Here is a 15,134-nt window from a genome sequence, read left to right as displayed (position 1 = left end):
CCGGCCGCCGGCACGACGAACCAGCGCGTCACAGCCGGCGGTTGCTGCCGTCGCGCGCGACGATGCCGTCCAGCCGATCCCCCGGCGCCAGATCGGCCGGGTCGAACCAGAAGATCACCACCTGCTTGTCGGCGCTCCACCGGGCCAGCCGGGCAGCGACCTGCCGGCCGTTCACGGTGCCGATGATCCGCTGCGCCGGGCCGACGAAGTAGCCGAACGTGGGCACCGGCGCCGGTGATCCCCCGCTGTCGTAGCCGATCTGGTGGAAACCGGGGCTGCGGTCGGACCCCTCGACGTCGTTGACCAGCAGGTCGGTGGTCAGCGTGCCATGTGGGGCGCGGCGGCCGGCGACCAGCCCGATCTTCACCCGGGGCTGGCCGGGCACCGACACCTGGACGACGTAGTACACCCGCTGGTCGGTGCCGTGCCGGATCCCGCTGTCGATGACCTGGCCCAATGGCGAGGGCGGCGGCTCCGTACGGCCTGCCGTGGTCGCTGGCGTGCGCCCGGGCGTGCCCAGCGGCGTCGGGGTGACGCCGGCCGGCGGCATGGGCGCGACGGCGACCGGCGGCGGACGCTCGATCGTGCGCGGATCGCCCGGTAGTGCGCCGGCCACCACCGCGACGACGGCGGCGACCAGCCCGGTCGCCAGCGTCGCCGCCCCGGCTCCGGCGACCCGGCGACGGGTCCGCAACCGCCGTCCGTCGCGCATGACGGCAGCCAGGTCGAGGGTGGCTCCGGGGCGCTCGGTCACCCGCATGGCGTGGCGGAGCCGGTCCAGCTCGCTCATCGGCACGCCTCCCGGGTGTCGACGGCACGCGGTCCGGTGCCGCGCAGCTTCTCCAGGGCCCGCGAGCTGGTGCTCTTGACCGTGCCCACCGAGATGGTGAGTTCCCGGGCCACCTGCGCCTCCGGCAGGTCGAAGTAGTAGCGCAGCACGACGATGGCCCGCTCGCGAGGGCTCAGCACGCCGAGGATGGCGGTCAACCAGCGCCGGGTGGCCACCTCGTCGGCCACGTCGTCCCGCCGTTGCTCCGGGACCTCCTCGGTCGGATACTCCCGGATCGGGCGCCGCCATCCGTCCACCAGGTGGTTGACCAGGATGCGGCGGGCGTAGCCGTACGCGTCGTCGTCGCGGATCCGGGACCAGGACGCGTAGGTGCGGGCCAGGGCGGTCTGCGCGGCGTCCTCGGCCTGGTGATGGTCTCCGGTCATCAGGAACGCGGCGTGCACCAGCCGTGCGGACGCCGCTCGCGCGAACTCGACGAACTCCGCGTCACCCCGCGCCACGTCGAACCCTTCCCCGTGCCACACCGTTACGGACGGGCGAGGACCACGCCAGGTTGAGTCTCCGCGAGATCAACTTTTCGGCAGGGTCACCCGTCTCCTCCCCTGCGGCGCCGCAGACCGGCGCGCGAGGGGAGAGACATGTCGACGAAGGCTACCCGTCGAGGACCGGCCGCCTCTGCGGCCTTGCTGCTGGTGGTGGCGCTGCTCACCGGCTGCGGCCTGCCGGCGGCCGGGCAGCCCGCCACCGGCCCGACCACGACCGGGCCGGCACACGCCGGGCAACGCGCGGCGGGGCCGGCCACGACCGGTCGACCGGCGGGAGCCGCCGGGAGCGCCGGTGTCGCGCCCGCACCGGCGGTCGCGATCAGCTATCCCGCCACCGGCGGCAACCGCTGGTCGGTGGCCCCTGCCGAGACGGCGTCCGGGCGCGGCAACAGCGGGCGGCTGCTGCGGTACCGCGTCGCCGTGGAGCGCGACATCCGCGGCCTGCCGGTCGCGGAGGTCGCCGCGGAGGTCTCCGCGACGCTCAACGATCCGCGCGGGTGGACGGCCGGTGGCACCTGGCGACTGCGCAGGGTGGGCGCGGGCGCGCCGGCCGACTTCACCGTCTACCTGGCGACCCCCGGCACCCGTGACGAGCTGTGCCAGGACGTTCCGGACGGCTACACCTCGTGCCGGAACGGTCAGCGGGTGGTGCTCAACGTGGCGCGCTGGGTCAAGGCGGTGCCGGGCTACGGCGCGGACCTGTCCACGTACCGGGAGTACATGGTGAACCACGAGGTCGGGCACCGGCTCGGCCTGGGTCACGAGCGGTGCCCGGGGCGGGGCCGGCCGGCGCCGGTGATGCAGCAGCAGACCCTGGGCCTGCACGGCTGCACGGCCAACGCCTGGCCGTACCCGGACGGGGTTCGCTACCGCGGGCCGGTCGGGGCGTACCACGACGAGATCCCGCCGCGCGAGGGCGCTCGGCCGGCTCGCTGAGCCGGGCGGCCGGACCACGCTCGTCAGGACCGGTGGCGGCGCTCCTGCTCGAGCCGCTCGTCCAGCCGGCCCAGCTCGTAGATGGCGTTGAGGTTGGTCGGCAGTCGGCTCACATTGTCCGGCACCGGACCGGGATCCGGCGCAGGGGTCGGTGCGGGCGCCGGCGCGGGGGCACCGGCGGAGCCGGCTGTGCCGACCGCCCGGCGGCGGCGCAGGAGCAGCAACGCCAGCACCGCGAGGACGCCGGCGATCAACAGGTGGTACGCGGGCAGCAGCGGCCAACCGCTCCGGTCCGGGGCGGCGAGCGTCGGTGGGTCGACCGGATCGTTGCCGTTCGGCAGCGGCACGGCCGCCTCACGGGTGTCCCGTCCGCCGGCGGTCCGGTCGGGTGCGGCGGGCACGGCCGGTGGCCGGGAACCGGCCGACGATCCGGCGGGCGTGGGGGTCGGTACGGGCGCCATCGGGGCAGGCGCCACCGGGGCAGGCGCCACCGGGGCAGGCGTCACCGGGGCGGGCGCCACCGGTGCTGACGGCCCGGCGGACGGTGGCCGGGTCTGGGTCGGCGTCGGGATCGGGGAGGCACTCGGGGTGCTGCCACCACCGAGGAGGTCGTCGACGATCTGGCCGACGCCGCCGATGAGGTCACCTACCGGGCCCGAGGGGGCGGACGGCGACGGCGTGGGCGACAGTGCGAGGGTCAGCACGAGCGCGACGACGGCAGGCATGAGACCACCTCGGATCGGTCGGTGTGCCAGGCACGCTACCTCAGCGCGGTGACGCGTGGGTGACCCGGCGACGCGAGGCGGGCACGCGTGTCGCGCGTACCCGCCCGGCGTCCGAAGTGATCAGACGGGCAGGCCACCGACCTGGGTGGAGATCCAGGACCGGATGGACGGCAGATCGACGTAGATGGACGGGCCGGTGGCGCACGTGGAGTTGTTGTTGCCGGCTCGGCTGGTCGCACCGATCAGGTTCCACACCCCGTTGGCCCGCCGCACCTGCGGGCCACCCGAGTCGCCGTAGCAGGCGCCGGAGGTGCCGTTGGTGTTGTTGGTGCAGATCTCGTACCGGCCGTTGATGCCGGAGCACCGGCTGTCGGCCACGATGGACGTGTCCAACTCGTTGGCCACGGCGGGGGCCGAGCCGCAGCCCGGGCGGGGACAGGTCTGACCCCAGCCGATGATCCGGGTGGCGGTGCCGACCGCGCCGGACGTCGTCGGGACCGGGGCCGGGGCGTAGCTGACCGAGCTGGCCAGTTGCAGCAGCTTGACGTCGACGCTCGGGTGATTGACCGCGCGGGTCACCCGGACCACGGTGCCGCCGCTGGTGCGGTTGACGCTGCCCACCCGGACCGAGGACGGCGTCGAGCAGTGCCTGGCGGTGACCGCCCAGTTGGCCTTGATCAGCGTTCCCGTGCAGCCGGAGACGTACACCATGAACGGGTAGTTCTCGGAGGCCGGCCGGCCGCCGACCACCGTCGGCCCGATGTCCCCGGCGCCGTCCCAGGTGTACGTCGCGCCGCTCGCCGGCGCGGCGAGCGTACCGGCGAACAGCGAGTTCACCCGGGACGCCTCGGCCGAGCTGGGGTACGCGTTGCGGCAGGAGACCGGGGCGCTGCTGCCGGACATCAGGTCGGAGCAGAGGCCGGTGCGCCGGTCGGGCAGGCCCAGGATGTGGCCGAGCTCGTGGGCGGCGATCCGGTTGCGGTCGTAGCCCTGGTTCACGGCCGTGCGGCCCATCCAGATCCGGCCCGAACCGAGCCCGGTCGGTTGCGCCCGGGGCCAGCCGTCGTCGACGTAGATGGTGATGCTGGCGGGGGTGCCGGGTTGCAGCCGGACGGTGCTGACCCGGCTGTTCCAGATCTGCGCCGCCTGGTCGAAGTTGGTGCGGAACTCGCCGGTCCGGCTCGCGTCGTAGTAGACGGTCCGTACGGCGGCGGCCGGAGCGCCGGTGGCGAGCTGCACCCCGGCCGCCGCCAGAACGGCCACCAGTACGGCCTGCGCCGCACGCAGCACTTGTCGTCGGAACATCACGCACTCCCCTGCGGTAGTCCGGCGACCACCGGCCGCCGGTCATCGATGTAGGTGAATGTTAATGTGACGGCGGTCGATTACCGGCATAGCGGAACCGTCATACCGGCGACCGTGCCGGCGCCCCGGTGCAGGGCCGCTCTCTCGAAACGGCCACCGGTGTCAGGCGGTGGCCGCACCGCTGGCGTTGACCACCGCCTCGCCCGCGGTCGTGCGGGCGTAGAGCACGAAGCGTCCGGCACGGTGGGCGCCCACCAGGCCGGCGTCGCGCAGCGCGCCGAGGTGCTGTGACACGGTGCCCGGGGTGAGCCCGCAGCGCCCGGCCAGCTCCAGGGTCGAGGTCGGCACCGCCAGCTCGTGCAGGAGGGTGGCGCGGGTTCGACCCAGCACCCGGGCCAGGCCCTGCCCACGCGGCGCCGGGTCCCGTTCCCACAGGGTCGCCACCGCCCGCGCCGGGTAGCGCAGCACCGGTTGCCCCGGGGAGCCGAAGTTGGACCAGACCCGCGGGCCGCCGAAGACCGACGGAACGAGCAGCAGGCCGCGCCCGTCGAGTCGCACCGTACCGGCCAGGACGATGTGATCCACCCGAAGCGTGTCGGCCTCCAGCCGGACGTACGGGTCGAGGTGGTTGAGCAGGCCGTGCACCCCGTCGCTCGCCATCCGCTGTGCGCCGAGCAGCACCTCCCGCTCCAACAGCGTGCGCATCCGGGGCCAGTAGGGCCCGATGGCCGCGTCGGCGTACGCCCGGATCGTCTCCGCCAGCCGGGCCAGCTCGGCGACCGGCTCGGTGTGCATCGCGGTCAGCCGTGACGAACGGGGGCCGGGCAGGATGTCGAGACTTGCCCGCACCGCCTCGGGTGGGGTGGTGACGAGGGTCGCCAGCTCCACGTCGAGGGTGGGTTGAGAAGTGGCCGGAGGCGTGCAGACGAAGGTCGGAATGACCAGGGTCGGTATCTGCACCAGGTCGGCGAGAAGCCGCCAGTCCACGCCGGCCAGGCGGGGACGGGCGCGCTCATACCAGGGCAGATGCTCCGGAAACAGCTGCGGCTGATTGATGATCCGAACGCTCGCGATCACCTCCCACAGCGGAGAGATGGCGAACCGGGTCATCGCCAGATCGCGTGCTTCCAGCCCGACCAGCATCATTGGCGCCCCCGACAGATTTGACGAGGGCCAAATCTATCGGTCTCGCGCCGCGGGGCCGGCACCGTGGGCGGCATGACCGCCGCACCGACCGCAACCGTTCCCGACCACCGGGCAGGCCGCTGGCCCCGCTCCTTCCGGCTGCTCTACGCCGCCGCCCTCGTCGACAGCGTCGGCTTCCACGTCAGCCAGCTCGCCGTACCGGTGCTCGCCGTGACCCTGCTCGCGGCAAGTCCCGGTCAGGTGGGGCTGCTCGGCGCGCTGAGCACGGCGGCCTTCCTGTTGATCGGCCTGCCGGCCGGGGTCTGGGTCGACCGGTTGCCGCACCGCGCGGTGCTGATCACCGCGGACCTGACCCGGGCGGCTCTGGTCGCGTCCGTGCCGGTGGCGTGGTGGGCCGGTTGGCTGAGCATCCCGCAGCTCTACCTCGTGGTGCTGCTGACCGGCGTCGGCACCGTCTTCGCCGACGTGGCCGCACAGAGCTACCTACCGGAACTGGTCGGCCGGAGCCGCCTGGTCGCGGCCAACTCGCTAATGATGAGTACCAACGCGACGATGCAGATCGCCGGACGTGGGCTCGGCGGCCTGGTCGTACAGACGCTCACCGCGCCCGTCGCGATCGTGCTGGACGCGGTGACGTTCGCGGTCTCCGGGGCGATCCTCGCCCGGATCCGCACCGGCGCACCCCGCCCGCTCCCGTCTCCGGCGGCGGGCGGGTTCGTCCGACAGCTCAGCGCCGGCGTCCGGCACGTCTCCGACAACCCGCTGCTCCGCCCGCTCGCCCTCTCCACCGCGAGCATCAACCTGACCATGCAGCTCACCACCACCATGCTGCCGGTGGTCTTCCTCCGCGAGCTGGGACTCGGGGCCGCCACCCTCGGCCTCTTCCTGGGCGTGGGTGGAGTCGGCGCCCTGCTCGGCGCGCTGAGCGCGCGCCCGCTCGCCGAGCGGATCGGTCATGGTCGCGCGCTCTGGCTGCCCGGCCTGCTCGTCGCCCCGCTCGGTGGGCTGGTCGCGCTCATCGACACCGGACCGATGCTCTGGCTGGCCGCGTTCGGCTGGCTGGCACTCGCGTGGCGGACCGGGGTCGGCAACGTCATCGGGGTGAGCCTGCGCCAGGGCGCCACCCCGGACGCCCTGCTCGGCCGGATGAACGCCACCTTCCGGTTCCTGCTCACCGGGGCGCTCACCATCGGCGCGGTCGCCGCCGGCCTGCTCGGCCAGTACGCGGACGTCCGCACCGCGCTGGTGGTCGGCGCGGCCGCCAACGCGCTGACCTGGCTTCCGGTGTTCTGCTCACCGCTGCGCACGCTGCGCCGGCCACCCGTGACCGGCTGACCGGCACCGTCCACGTCGCCACCATCGACCGCCGTTACGCGCCTGTTACGCCGCGGCGAAGTGGCCGTGCCGGGGCGGGCCCACGGTCACGGCAGAGGGTCACCGGCAACGCCGCCGCGGCGTGGCCCTCGACACCGGACGGAGGCACCACGATGAGGATCAGAAGCGCACTGACGGCGCTGGCGGTCGTGCTCGCCGGGCTGGTCGCCGGCGCGGGCAACAGCGCCGCGGCGGGCACCACCATGGCGACGACCGCGTCGCCGTACTGCGGTATCACCTGGGGCAGCGCGGATAAGTCGGCCGGCGCGCTGAGCAGTGCCCCGCTGGTCGACGTGCGGACCGGCCGACACGACTGCTACGACCGGGTGGTGTTCGAGTTCGCCGGCCCGGTGGACGGCTACGCGGTCGGCTACGGCGAGACGTGGACCGAGGGCGAGGGGCTGGCGCTGTCGCCGTACACCGCCGGGGGCGCCCTGCTGCGGGTCTCGCTGCGGGCCCCCGCATACGACGACTCCCACGTGGGCACCGTGCCCTACCGGGTCGGTGAGCACGCCGCGAACCTGCTGCGTTACCCGACGCTGCGCGACGTCGTCTTCGGCGGCAGCTTCGAGGGCTACAGCACCTTCGCGGTCGGCGTGCGTGCCCGGCTGCCGTTCCGCACGTTCGTGCTGGCCGGCCCCGCCGGCCACAGCCGGATCGTCCTCGACGTGGCCCACCGGTGGTGACCGAAGGAAGGGCCCCTTCTTATCGCCTGACGATAAGAAGGGGCCCTTCCTTCGCGGGCCGGCCGGGCCACCGACACCGACCGTTTCGCCAGGGCTGCCCACCGTCGCGGCGGGTCTACCCTCAGGTCATGGAGGGCCGCGTGCTGGTGGTCGAGGACGATGCCTCCATCCGGGAGGTCACCGCCCTCGGTCTGCGCCGCGCCGGCTTCCGGGTCGACACCGCCGTCGACGGGCGACAGGCCCTGGCGGCGTGGCGGGCCCGCCCGGTCGATCTGATCGTGCTCGACGTCATGCTGCCCGGTCTGGACGGCCTGGAGGTCTGCCGGGAGATCCGGCGTACCAGCCAGGTGCCGATCCTGATGCTGACCGCGCGCACCGACACGCTCGACGTGGTTGTCGGGCTGGAGTGCGGCGCGGACGACTACCTGCGCAAGCCCTTCGACCTGCCCGAGCTGGTGGCCCGGGTTCGCTCGGTGCTGCGCCGGGCGAGCGCGCCGGTCGCGTCGAGCACCATCGAGGTCGGCCGCCTGGAGATCGACCCGAGCAGCTTCGTGGTACGCCGGGACGGCCGGGAGGTGGCGCTGACCGCCACCGAGTTCCGCCTGCTGCTGGAGCTGGCCCGCCGACCCGGGCAGGTCTTCACCCGGGAACTGCTGCTGGACCTGGTCTGGAACCACAGCTTCCTGGGCGACTCGCGGCTCGTCGACGTGGCGGTGCAGCGACTACGCGCCAAGGTCGAGGACGACCCGGCGCACCCCCTGCTGGTGCGCACCGTTCGCGGCGCCGGCTACAAGCTGTCCACGGGCTGACGGGAGGTCGGCGATGGCCGGACGCGCGGTGCCCCCGGGCCGCCTGCGGCGCCGGCTGACAATCGCGTTCGTGCTGGTCGCCGGGGTCTCCGCCGGCCTGCTCGCCGGGGGCACCGGGCTGCTGCTGCGGCAGTCCTGGTTGGACGCCTCACTGCACCAGGCCGCCGCCGACGCCCGCTACCAACTCGTCCTCGCCGGACAGTTCCTGCCGCTGACCGACCAGCGCAGCACCGAGCTGCTCACCAGCTTCGAGGGCAGCGGCCGGCACGTCGTGCTCGTCGACGGGCCGGCCCGCCCCTCGCACCCGTCGTACGCCCCCACGCTCGGCACCCGGCTGCGGGCCACGGTCGCGGACGGGCAGCTCGGCTACCAGCGGTCCGCACCGGCGGCGCGCCCCCGGCTGCTGGTGGTCGGCGGCCGCATCCCCGGTTCGACCGCCGAGCTGTACGTGATCACCGTCGAGGACGACATCGCCGCGGACCTGGGTCAGCTGCGCACCGCGCTGCTGGCCGGCTGGGTGCTGGTGGTGCTGCTCGCCGCCGGGGTGGGGCACCTGCTGGCCCGCCGCACGCTGGAGCCGGTGGGCCGGGCCAGCCGGGCTGCCCGGGCGCTCACCGAGGGTCTGCTCGCCACCCGCCTGCCGGTACGCGGGCGGGACGAGTTCAGCGTCTGGGCGGCGTCGTTCAACGAGATGGCCGAGGCGCTCGAGTCGAAGATCGCCGCGCTCTCCGCGGCGCAGGCGCGGGAGCGGCGGTTCACCGCCGACGTCGCGCACGAGCTGCGTACCCCGGTGACGGCCCTGGTGGCCGCGGCCTCGTTGCTGCGGGAGCACCTCGACCAGCTGCCCGACGATGCCCGGCCGGCGGCGCGGCTGCTGGTCGGTGACGTGGTCCGGCTGCGCCGGCTGGTCGAGGACCTGATGGAGATCTCCCGGCTGGACGCCGGCCGGGAGCGGCCGACCGTCGAGCCGGTCGACGCGCCGGCGCTGCTGCGCGGGATCGTCGCGGCGCGAGGGTGGTCGGAGCGGGTGCTGGTCACGGGTGATCCGGTCGCGCTGCGCACCGACCCGCGCCGGCTGGAGCGGGTGCTGGCCAATCTGGTCGCGAACGCGGTCGAGCACGGCGGCGGCGAGATCCGGGCCACCGTGGCGGGGGTGGGTCCGCTGGTCGTGTTCGAGGTCACCGACGAGGGGCCGGGCATTCCGGCCGAGCATCTGCCGCGCCTGTTCGACCGGTTTCACAAGGTCGATCCGTCCCGCTCGGGGCCGGGCAGCGGGCTCGGGCTGGCCATCGCCCGGGAACACGCCGCCCTGCTCGGTGGCGTGCTGACCGCGCACAGCGAGCCGGGCGCGGGTAGCCGGTTCCGGCTGGAGCTGCCCGCCCTCGGACCCACCCGCCCGCACGACGACGCCCCGGCACGGCCGCCCGGCGGCGGGCGCGCGGCCCGCACCGCGCCGTCGGGCGGTGCGGTGTGAGCCCGCGGGGTGCGGCCCGGCTGGCGGCACCGGTGCTCATCGCCGCGGTGCTCGTCGCCGGGTGCGGCACCCCACGATCCGGCGTTCTCGGCCCGGCGCCCACCGCGGCGCCGTCGAGCGCCACCGCACCCACCGCGCGTCCGGACCCGACGCCCGCCCCGTCGACGGAACCGCGACCGTCGCCCACCGCCACCCCGAGCCTCCCGCCGGCACCGTCCGGCACCGGTACGCGACGGCCGGACACGGTGACCATCGAGCTGTGGTACGTCCGTTCCGGGCAGCTCGTTCCGACCCACCGGACCCGGCCGGCCACCGTGGCGACGTCCCGGCTGGCGTTGACCGAGCTGGCCGCCGGGCCCACGCCGGCGGAGGCCGCCACCGGGCTGGCCACCCTGCTGCCGACGGGCGTCGAGGTCACCCGGATCGCCGACGGCGTGGCGACGCTCGGGCCCGTCCCTCCCGCCGACGACGTGCCGGAGCGCCGGCGGCTGCGCGAGGCACAGGTGGTGTGGACGCTCACCCAGTTCCCCACCGTGCGGCAGGTCCGCTTCGGCGGCGGCGCCCCGGTCGGCCGGGCCGCCTACGCGGACCTGCTGCCTCCGATCGTGGTCACCGGCCCGGGTGTCGGCGAACGCGTCACCGCACCGCTCACCGTCACCGGCACCGCCGACGTGTTCGAGGCCACCGTGAGCGTCCGGGTTCTGGACGCCGCCGGCCGGGAGATGGCCACCGGCTTCGGCACCGCGAGCTGCGGTAGCGGCTGCCGGGGCGGGTATCGGGTGGTGGTCGGCTGGCGCACGGCCCGCGAGCAGCGCGGGACCATCGAGGTGTACGAGGTGTCCGCCCGTGACGGCTCCCGGATCAACACGGTGACCGTCCCGGTGCTCCTCGCGCCCTCCGGAGGCTGAGCACGGGCTGTGCACCGGGTTCACCTGCCGGACATCGGACAGAAACGTAATCGTTTCGTCTACCCGGTGCGACGCAACTCATAAAAGCCTGCACGTTCACCAGAACGCGAACTAGGGTCAGTACGACATCGTTTCGCGGGGGGGTCGGGATGCTGGGCGGTCAACAGGTGGGCATGGGCACCGGGGTGCCGGCTGCCCGGGGCGCTCGGTGCACCGACGCCGACCTCTTCGCCGTGGTCATCGACCTGCTGCGCGAGGTCGGCTACGACCGGACGACCATCGACGCCATCGCCGCCCGGGCCCACGTCAGCAAGGCCACCATCTACCGGCGCTGGGACGGCAAGGCCGAACTGGTCGTCGACGCGCTGCGCGACCGGCACGTGGGCGTGCACAACCCGCCGGACACCGGCTCCCTGCGCGGCGACCTGATCGAGTTGCTGCGCGCCACGGCCGCCATCTGCAGGGCCGACAGTGACCTGATGCAGGCGTTGACCTTCGCCATGCGGACCAACCCCGAGCTGGAACGCCTGGTGCGCCACCAGGTGCTGCCAGCCGGGCGGGTGGCCAGCACCGCCATCCTGGTCCGCGCCGCCGCCCGCGGCGAGATCCCGCCGGAGGCCGGCGAACGGGAACTGTTCCACGACCTGGCGCCCGCGCTCACCATGTCCCGCATCGTCGCGCACGGCCTACCCGCCGATGACGCGTTCCTCACCCAGGTCGTCGACCAGGTGCTGATCCCGGTGCTCCGCTACCAGCCCGACCGCCCGTCTCAGCCCTGACTCGACCGGCTCCGACCTGACCTATCGAAACACGGAAGGCTTCACCATGCCCGGAACTACCTCGACCGCTCCCGGCGCGCCCGGCGCCGGGACGTCGACGAACGCGCCGCACCCGCGGCGCTGGATCGCGCTGGCGGTCATCGCGGTCTCACAGCTCATGGTGGTCCTGGACGCCACGATCGTGAACATCGCACTCCCCCAGGCCCAGGCGGACCTGGGAATCACCGACGCGAACCGGCAGTGGGTGATCACCGCCTACACGCTCGCCTTCGGCGGCCTGCTGCTGCTCGGCGGCCGGATCGCCGACTTCTGGGGCCGCAAGCGCACCTTCCTGGTCGGGATGACCGGCTTCGCGCTGGCCTCCGCGCTGGGCGGTCTGGCCACCACCGGCGGGACGCTCTTCGCCGCCCGCGCGTTGCAGGGCGCCTTCGGCGCTCTGCTCGCCCCGGCCGCGCTGGCACTGCTCACCGTCCTGTTCACCGAGGCCACGGAGCGGGCCAAGGCGTTCGCCGTGTACGGCGCCATCGCCGGCGGCGGTTCCGCGGTCGGCCTGCTGCTCGGCGGGGTGCTCACCGAGTACGCCGACTGGCGCTGGTGCCTGCTGGTCAACATCCCGGTCGCCGCCGTCGCGATCGCCTTCGCCCTCCCGTTGGTGCCGGAGAGCCGGGCGCACGGCAACACGCGCTACGACGTGCCCGGCGCGGTCGTCGTCACCGCCGGTCTGGTCTCCCTGGTGTACGGCTTCACCAAGGCCGCCGAGGACGGCTGGGACGCCACCGCGACGCTCGGTTTCATCGCCGCCGGCGTGGTGCTGCTCGCCGCCTTCGTGATGATCGAACTGCGCTCCAACCACCCGCTGCTGCCGCTGCGGATCATCCTGGACCGCAACCGGGGCGGGGCGTACCTCGCGTCGACGCTGATCGGCGCCGGCCTGTTCGGTGCGTTCCTCTTCCTGACCTTCTACTTCCAGGTGGTGCTGCAGTACAAGCCGCTGGAAGCCGGGCTCGCCTCGCTGCCGGTCACCGCCGGCGTGCTGATCGCGGCGGGTGGCGCCAGCCAGTTGATGCCCCGGGTGGGCGCCAAGCCGCTGATGGTCGGCGGTGCCGTGCTCGCCGCCGTGGCCATGCTGGTACTGACCCAGATCGACGTGGACACCTCGTTCCTCACCCTTCTGCTGCCCGCCCAGGTCATCCTCGGCATGGGTCTCGGCTTCACCTTCGTGCCGCTGTCCAGCCTCGCCCTGGTCGGGGTGCCGGAGCACGACGCCGGCGCGGCCAGCGCGACGCTCAACGCCACCCAGCAGATCGGCGGCTCGCTGGGCACCGCGCTGCTGAACACCATGTACACCAGCGCGGTGACCGCGTACCTGGTCTCGCACGTGCCGAATCCGGCCAACCAGATCGAGGCGCTGGTGCACGGCTACCGCGTGGCGTTCGCCTGGGGCGCGGCCCTGATCGTGCTCGCCGGGCTGGCCACCCTGATCCTGGTGAAGGTGCGCAAGGAGGACATCCCGGCCGGCAACGCCGTGCACATGGGCTGAGTCGACCGACGCGTCCGGTAACGTCCCGACCACCGTCGAAAATCCGTTGAGGAGACATATGTCCACGGCTGCCGACCAGATCATCAACGCTCTGCGCGCGGGCCACGAGGAGCTCGCCACGCTCGTCCGGGACCTCAAGGAGGACGATCTCCTTCTGCCGTCGGGGGCCAGCGAGTGGCAGGTGTCCCAGGTGCTCAGCCACCTGGGCAGCGGCGCGGAGATCAACCTCGCGGCGCTGACCGCCGCCAGCACCGGCGCGCCCGGCCCGGACGGCGACTTCAACCGCGGCGTCTGGCAACGCTGGGACGCGATGGCGCCGGCCGAGCACGCCGCCGGATTCCTCGAGGCCAACCAGCGGCTCGTCGAGGCGTACGAGGCGCTGGACGCCGAGCGCCGGGCCTCGCTGCGGATCGACCTCGGCTTCCTGCCGGACCCGGTCGACGTGGCCACCGCGGGCCGGTTCCGGCTGAACGAGTTCGCGCTGCACCAGTGGGACGTCGAGGTGGCGTTCAACCGGTTCGCGGCGGTGACACCGGAGGCGGTGTCCCTGCTGCTCGACCAGATCGGCGGCATGCTGGCGTGGACCAGCCGACCGCAGGAGCTGGCCGGCCGGGAGGCCACCCTGCTGGTCCGGCTTCAGGAGCCCGAGCGGACGTACGGGCTGCGGCTGGGCGAGCGCGTCGAGCTGACCGACGCGCCGGAGCAGCCGGACGGCGAGCTGACCGCCCCGGCCGAGGCCTGGCTGCGGCTGGCCACCGGGCGGCTGGGCTCTCGGTACACCCCGGACGGGGTGCGGGCGACCGGCCCGGTGAGCCTGGACGACCTGCGCCGGGTCTTCGCCGGCTTCTGAGCGAGGTGCTGCGCGGGCCGGTCAACCCGGCCCGCGCAGCCCCGTCAGCCCTTCACGCAGACCACCTGCTTGAGGTGCGCCACCACCTGCACCAGGTCCTCCTGCTGAGCCATCACCTCGGTGATGTCCTTGTACGCGCCCGGGATCTCGTCGACCACCCCGGCGTCCTTGCGGCACTCCACGCCGGCGGTCTGGGTGGCCAGGTCGGCCGTGCTGAAGGTCCGCTTGGCCTGCGCCCGCGACATCCGCCGGCCGGCCCCGTGCGAGGCCGAGCAGTACGCGTCCGGGTTCCCCCGACCCCGCACGATGTACGACCCGGTGCCCATCGACCCGGGGATGATGCCCAGGTCGCCCCGCCCGGCCCGGATCGCGCCCTTGCGGGTGACCAGCACGTCCACCCCGTCGTAGCTCTCCTCGGCGACGTAGTTGTGGTGGCACGAGATGGGCTCGTCGTAACCGACCTGCGGGAAGTGCTCACGCACCACGCCGCAGAGCAGGGCCAGCATGACGGCCCGGTTGCGCCGCGCGTACTCCTGCGCCCACCACAGGTCACGCCGGTAGGCGTCCATCTCCGGCGTGCCGGCGAGGAACACCGCCAGGTCCCGGTCGGGCAGGTCGGCGTTGTGCGGCAGCTTCCGGGCCACTCCGATGTGCCGCTCGGCCAGCTCCTTGCCGATGTTGCGCGACCCGGAGTGCAGCATCAGCCACACCCGCCCCTCGTCGGCGCCACCCTGCTCCAGGCAGACCTCGATGAAGTGGTTGCCCCCGCCGAGGGTGCCGAGCTGCCGCTGCGCCCGGGTCTCCAGCTGCGCCACCCGCCGGTCCAGCCCGGCGAACCGGCCCCAGAAGTCGTCCCAGCCGGCCTGCTCCAGGCCACGGACCCGACGCGGGTCCACCGCCTTCTCCCGCTGGGCGAAGCCGACCGGAATGGTCGCCTCGATCGCCGAACGCAGCCCGGCCAGGTCGTCCGGCAGGTCGTTGGCGGTCAGCGAGGTACGCACCGCCGACATCCCGCAGCCGATGTCGACACCGACCGCGGCCGGCGAGACCGCCTGCCGCATGGCGATGACCGAGCCGACCGTGGCGCCCTTGCCGAAGTGCACGTCCGGCATCACGGCGACGCCCTGCACCCAGGGCAGCGCCCCGATGTTGCGCAGCTGCCGGGCGGCCTGCGGCTCGATGGCGTACGGGTCGGTCCAGACCCGGACGGGTGCCCGGGTGCCGGCGAGCGGGGTGAATCCCATCGTGGTCTCCTTGTTGTCGTGCC

The 15,134-nt window shown here is 73.8% G+C and carries 15 protein-coding genes; 9 read left to right on the top strand and 6 right to left on the bottom strand.

Annotated elements, in window-relative coordinates:
* Window positions 1-28 precede the first annotated feature (28 nt).
* Window positions 29-790, bottom strand: coding sequence for a hypothetical protein (locus KBX63_RS09745; RefSeq protein WP_210910678.1), 762 nt, complete (start codon window positions 788-790; stop codon window positions 29-31).
* The gene (locus KBX63_RS09740) at window positions 787-1,290 is read right to left on the bottom strand and encodes a SigE family RNA polymerase sigma factor (RefSeq protein WP_210910677.1); all 504 of its coding nucleotides are present in this window, start codon (window positions 1,288-1,290) and stop codon (window positions 787-789) included. Before KBX63_RS09740 ends, KBX63_RS09745 begins: the two co-directional genes overlap by 4 nt.
* 138 nt (window positions 1,291-1,428) lie before the next feature.
* On the opposite strand from KBX63_RS09740, the gene KBX63_RS09735 reads away from it, so the two are divergent.
* Window positions 1,429-2,271, top strand: coding sequence for a DUF3152 domain-containing protein (locus KBX63_RS09735; protein WP_210910676.1), 843 nt, complete (start codon window positions 1,429-1,431; stop codon window positions 2,269-2,271).
* Between the two features lie 23 nt (window positions 2,272-2,294).
* On the opposite strand, the gene KBX63_RS09730 is transcribed toward KBX63_RS09735, so the two are convergent.
* The 3 genes from KBX63_RS09730 to KBX63_RS09720 all read right to left on the bottom strand — a co-directional run bounded on the left by KBX63_RS09730 (window position 2,295) and on the right by KBX63_RS09720 (window position 5,411).
* Complete coding sequence (locus KBX63_RS09730) at window positions 2,295-2,996, bottom strand: hypothetical protein (RefSeq protein WP_210910675.1); 702 nt, start codon at window positions 2,994-2,996, stop codon at window positions 2,295-2,297.
* Between the two features lie 120 nt (window positions 2,997-3,116).
* Window positions 3,117-4,301: a snapalysin family zinc-dependent metalloprotease gene (locus KBX63_RS09725; RefSeq protein WP_210910674.1), complete on the bottom strand. Its 1,185-nt coding sequence runs from the start codon at window positions 4,299-4,301 to the stop codon at window positions 3,117-3,119.
* Between the two features lie 162 nt (window positions 4,302-4,463).
* Window positions 4,464-5,411 carry a DUF5937 family protein gene (locus tag KBX63_RS09720; RefSeq protein WP_210910673.1) on the bottom strand — a complete coding sequence of 316 codons (948 nt, stop codon included), beginning with the start codon at window positions 5,409-5,411 and terminating at the stop codon, window positions 4,464-4,466.
* Window positions 5,412-5,519: 108 nt separating this feature from the next.
* On the opposite strand from KBX63_RS09720, the gene KBX63_RS09715 reads away from it, so the two are divergent.
* The 8 genes from KBX63_RS09715 to KBX63_RS09680 all read left to right on the top strand — a co-directional run bounded on the left by KBX63_RS09715 (window position 5,520) and on the right by KBX63_RS09680 (window position 13,867).
* Window positions 5,520-6,782 carry an MFS transporter gene (locus KBX63_RS09715; RefSeq protein ID WP_210910672.1) on the top strand — a complete coding sequence of 421 codons (1,263 nt, stop codon included), beginning with the start codon at window positions 5,520-5,522 and terminating at the stop codon, window positions 6,780-6,782.
* A 152-nt stretch (window positions 6,783-6,934) separates the two neighbouring features.
* On the top strand, window positions 6,935-7,507 hold the full coding sequence (locus KBX63_RS09710; protein WP_210910671.1) for a hypothetical protein: 573 nt from the start codon (window positions 6,935-6,937) through the stop codon (window positions 7,505-7,507).
* 128 nt (window positions 7,508-7,635) lie between these two features.
* Window positions 7,636-8,316, top strand: coding sequence for a response regulator transcription factor (locus tag KBX63_RS09705; protein ID WP_210910670.1), 681 nt, complete (start codon window positions 7,636-7,638; stop codon window positions 8,314-8,316).
* Between the two features lie 13 nt (window positions 8,317-8,329).
* Complete coding sequence (locus tag KBX63_RS09700; protein WP_210910669.1) at window positions 8,330-9,790, top strand: HAMP domain-containing sensor histidine kinase; 1,461 nt, start codon at window positions 8,330-8,332, stop codon at window positions 9,788-9,790.
* Window positions 9,787-10,698 (top strand): Gmad2 immunoglobulin-like domain-containing protein, encoded by a 912-nt coding sequence (locus KBX63_RS09695; RefSeq protein ID WP_307871670.1) that lies wholly within the window; start codon window positions 9,787-9,789, stop codon window positions 10,696-10,698. Before KBX63_RS09700 ends, KBX63_RS09695 begins: the two co-directional genes overlap by 4 nt.
* Window positions 10,699-10,847: 149 nt before the next feature.
* Complete coding sequence (locus tag KBX63_RS09690; protein ID WP_210910668.1) at window positions 10,848-11,477, top strand: TetR/AcrR family transcriptional regulator; 630 nt, start codon at window positions 10,848-10,850, stop codon at window positions 11,475-11,477.
* 46 nt (window positions 11,478-11,523) lie between these two features.
* The gene (locus tag KBX63_RS09685) at window positions 11,524-13,017 is read left to right on the top strand and encodes an MFS transporter (RefSeq protein ID WP_210910667.1); all 1,494 of its coding nucleotides are present in this window, start codon (window positions 11,524-11,526) and stop codon (window positions 13,015-13,017) included.
* A gap of 58 nt (window positions 13,018-13,075) precedes the next feature.
* A complete protein-coding gene (locus KBX63_RS09680) occupies window positions 13,076-13,867 on the top strand; it encodes a maleylpyruvate isomerase family mycothiol-dependent enzyme (protein ID WP_210910666.1) in 792 nt (263 codons plus the stop codon).
* 44 nt (window positions 13,868-13,911) lie between these two features.
* On the opposite strand, the gene KBX63_RS09675 is transcribed toward KBX63_RS09680, so the two are convergent.
* Window positions 13,912-15,111: an RtcB family protein gene (locus KBX63_RS09675; protein WP_210910665.1), complete on the bottom strand. Its 1,200-nt coding sequence runs from the start codon at window positions 15,109-15,111 to the stop codon at window positions 13,912-13,914.
* Between the last annotated feature and the right edge of the window lie 23 nt (window positions 15,112-15,134).

It is taken from the genome of Micromonospora sp. U21 (assembly GCF_018070045.1).
Classification (GTDB): domain Bacteria; phylum Actinomycetota; class Actinomycetes; order Mycobacteriales; family Micromonosporaceae; genus Micromonospora.
This window is presented reverse-complemented; position numbering and strand designations above follow the sequence as displayed.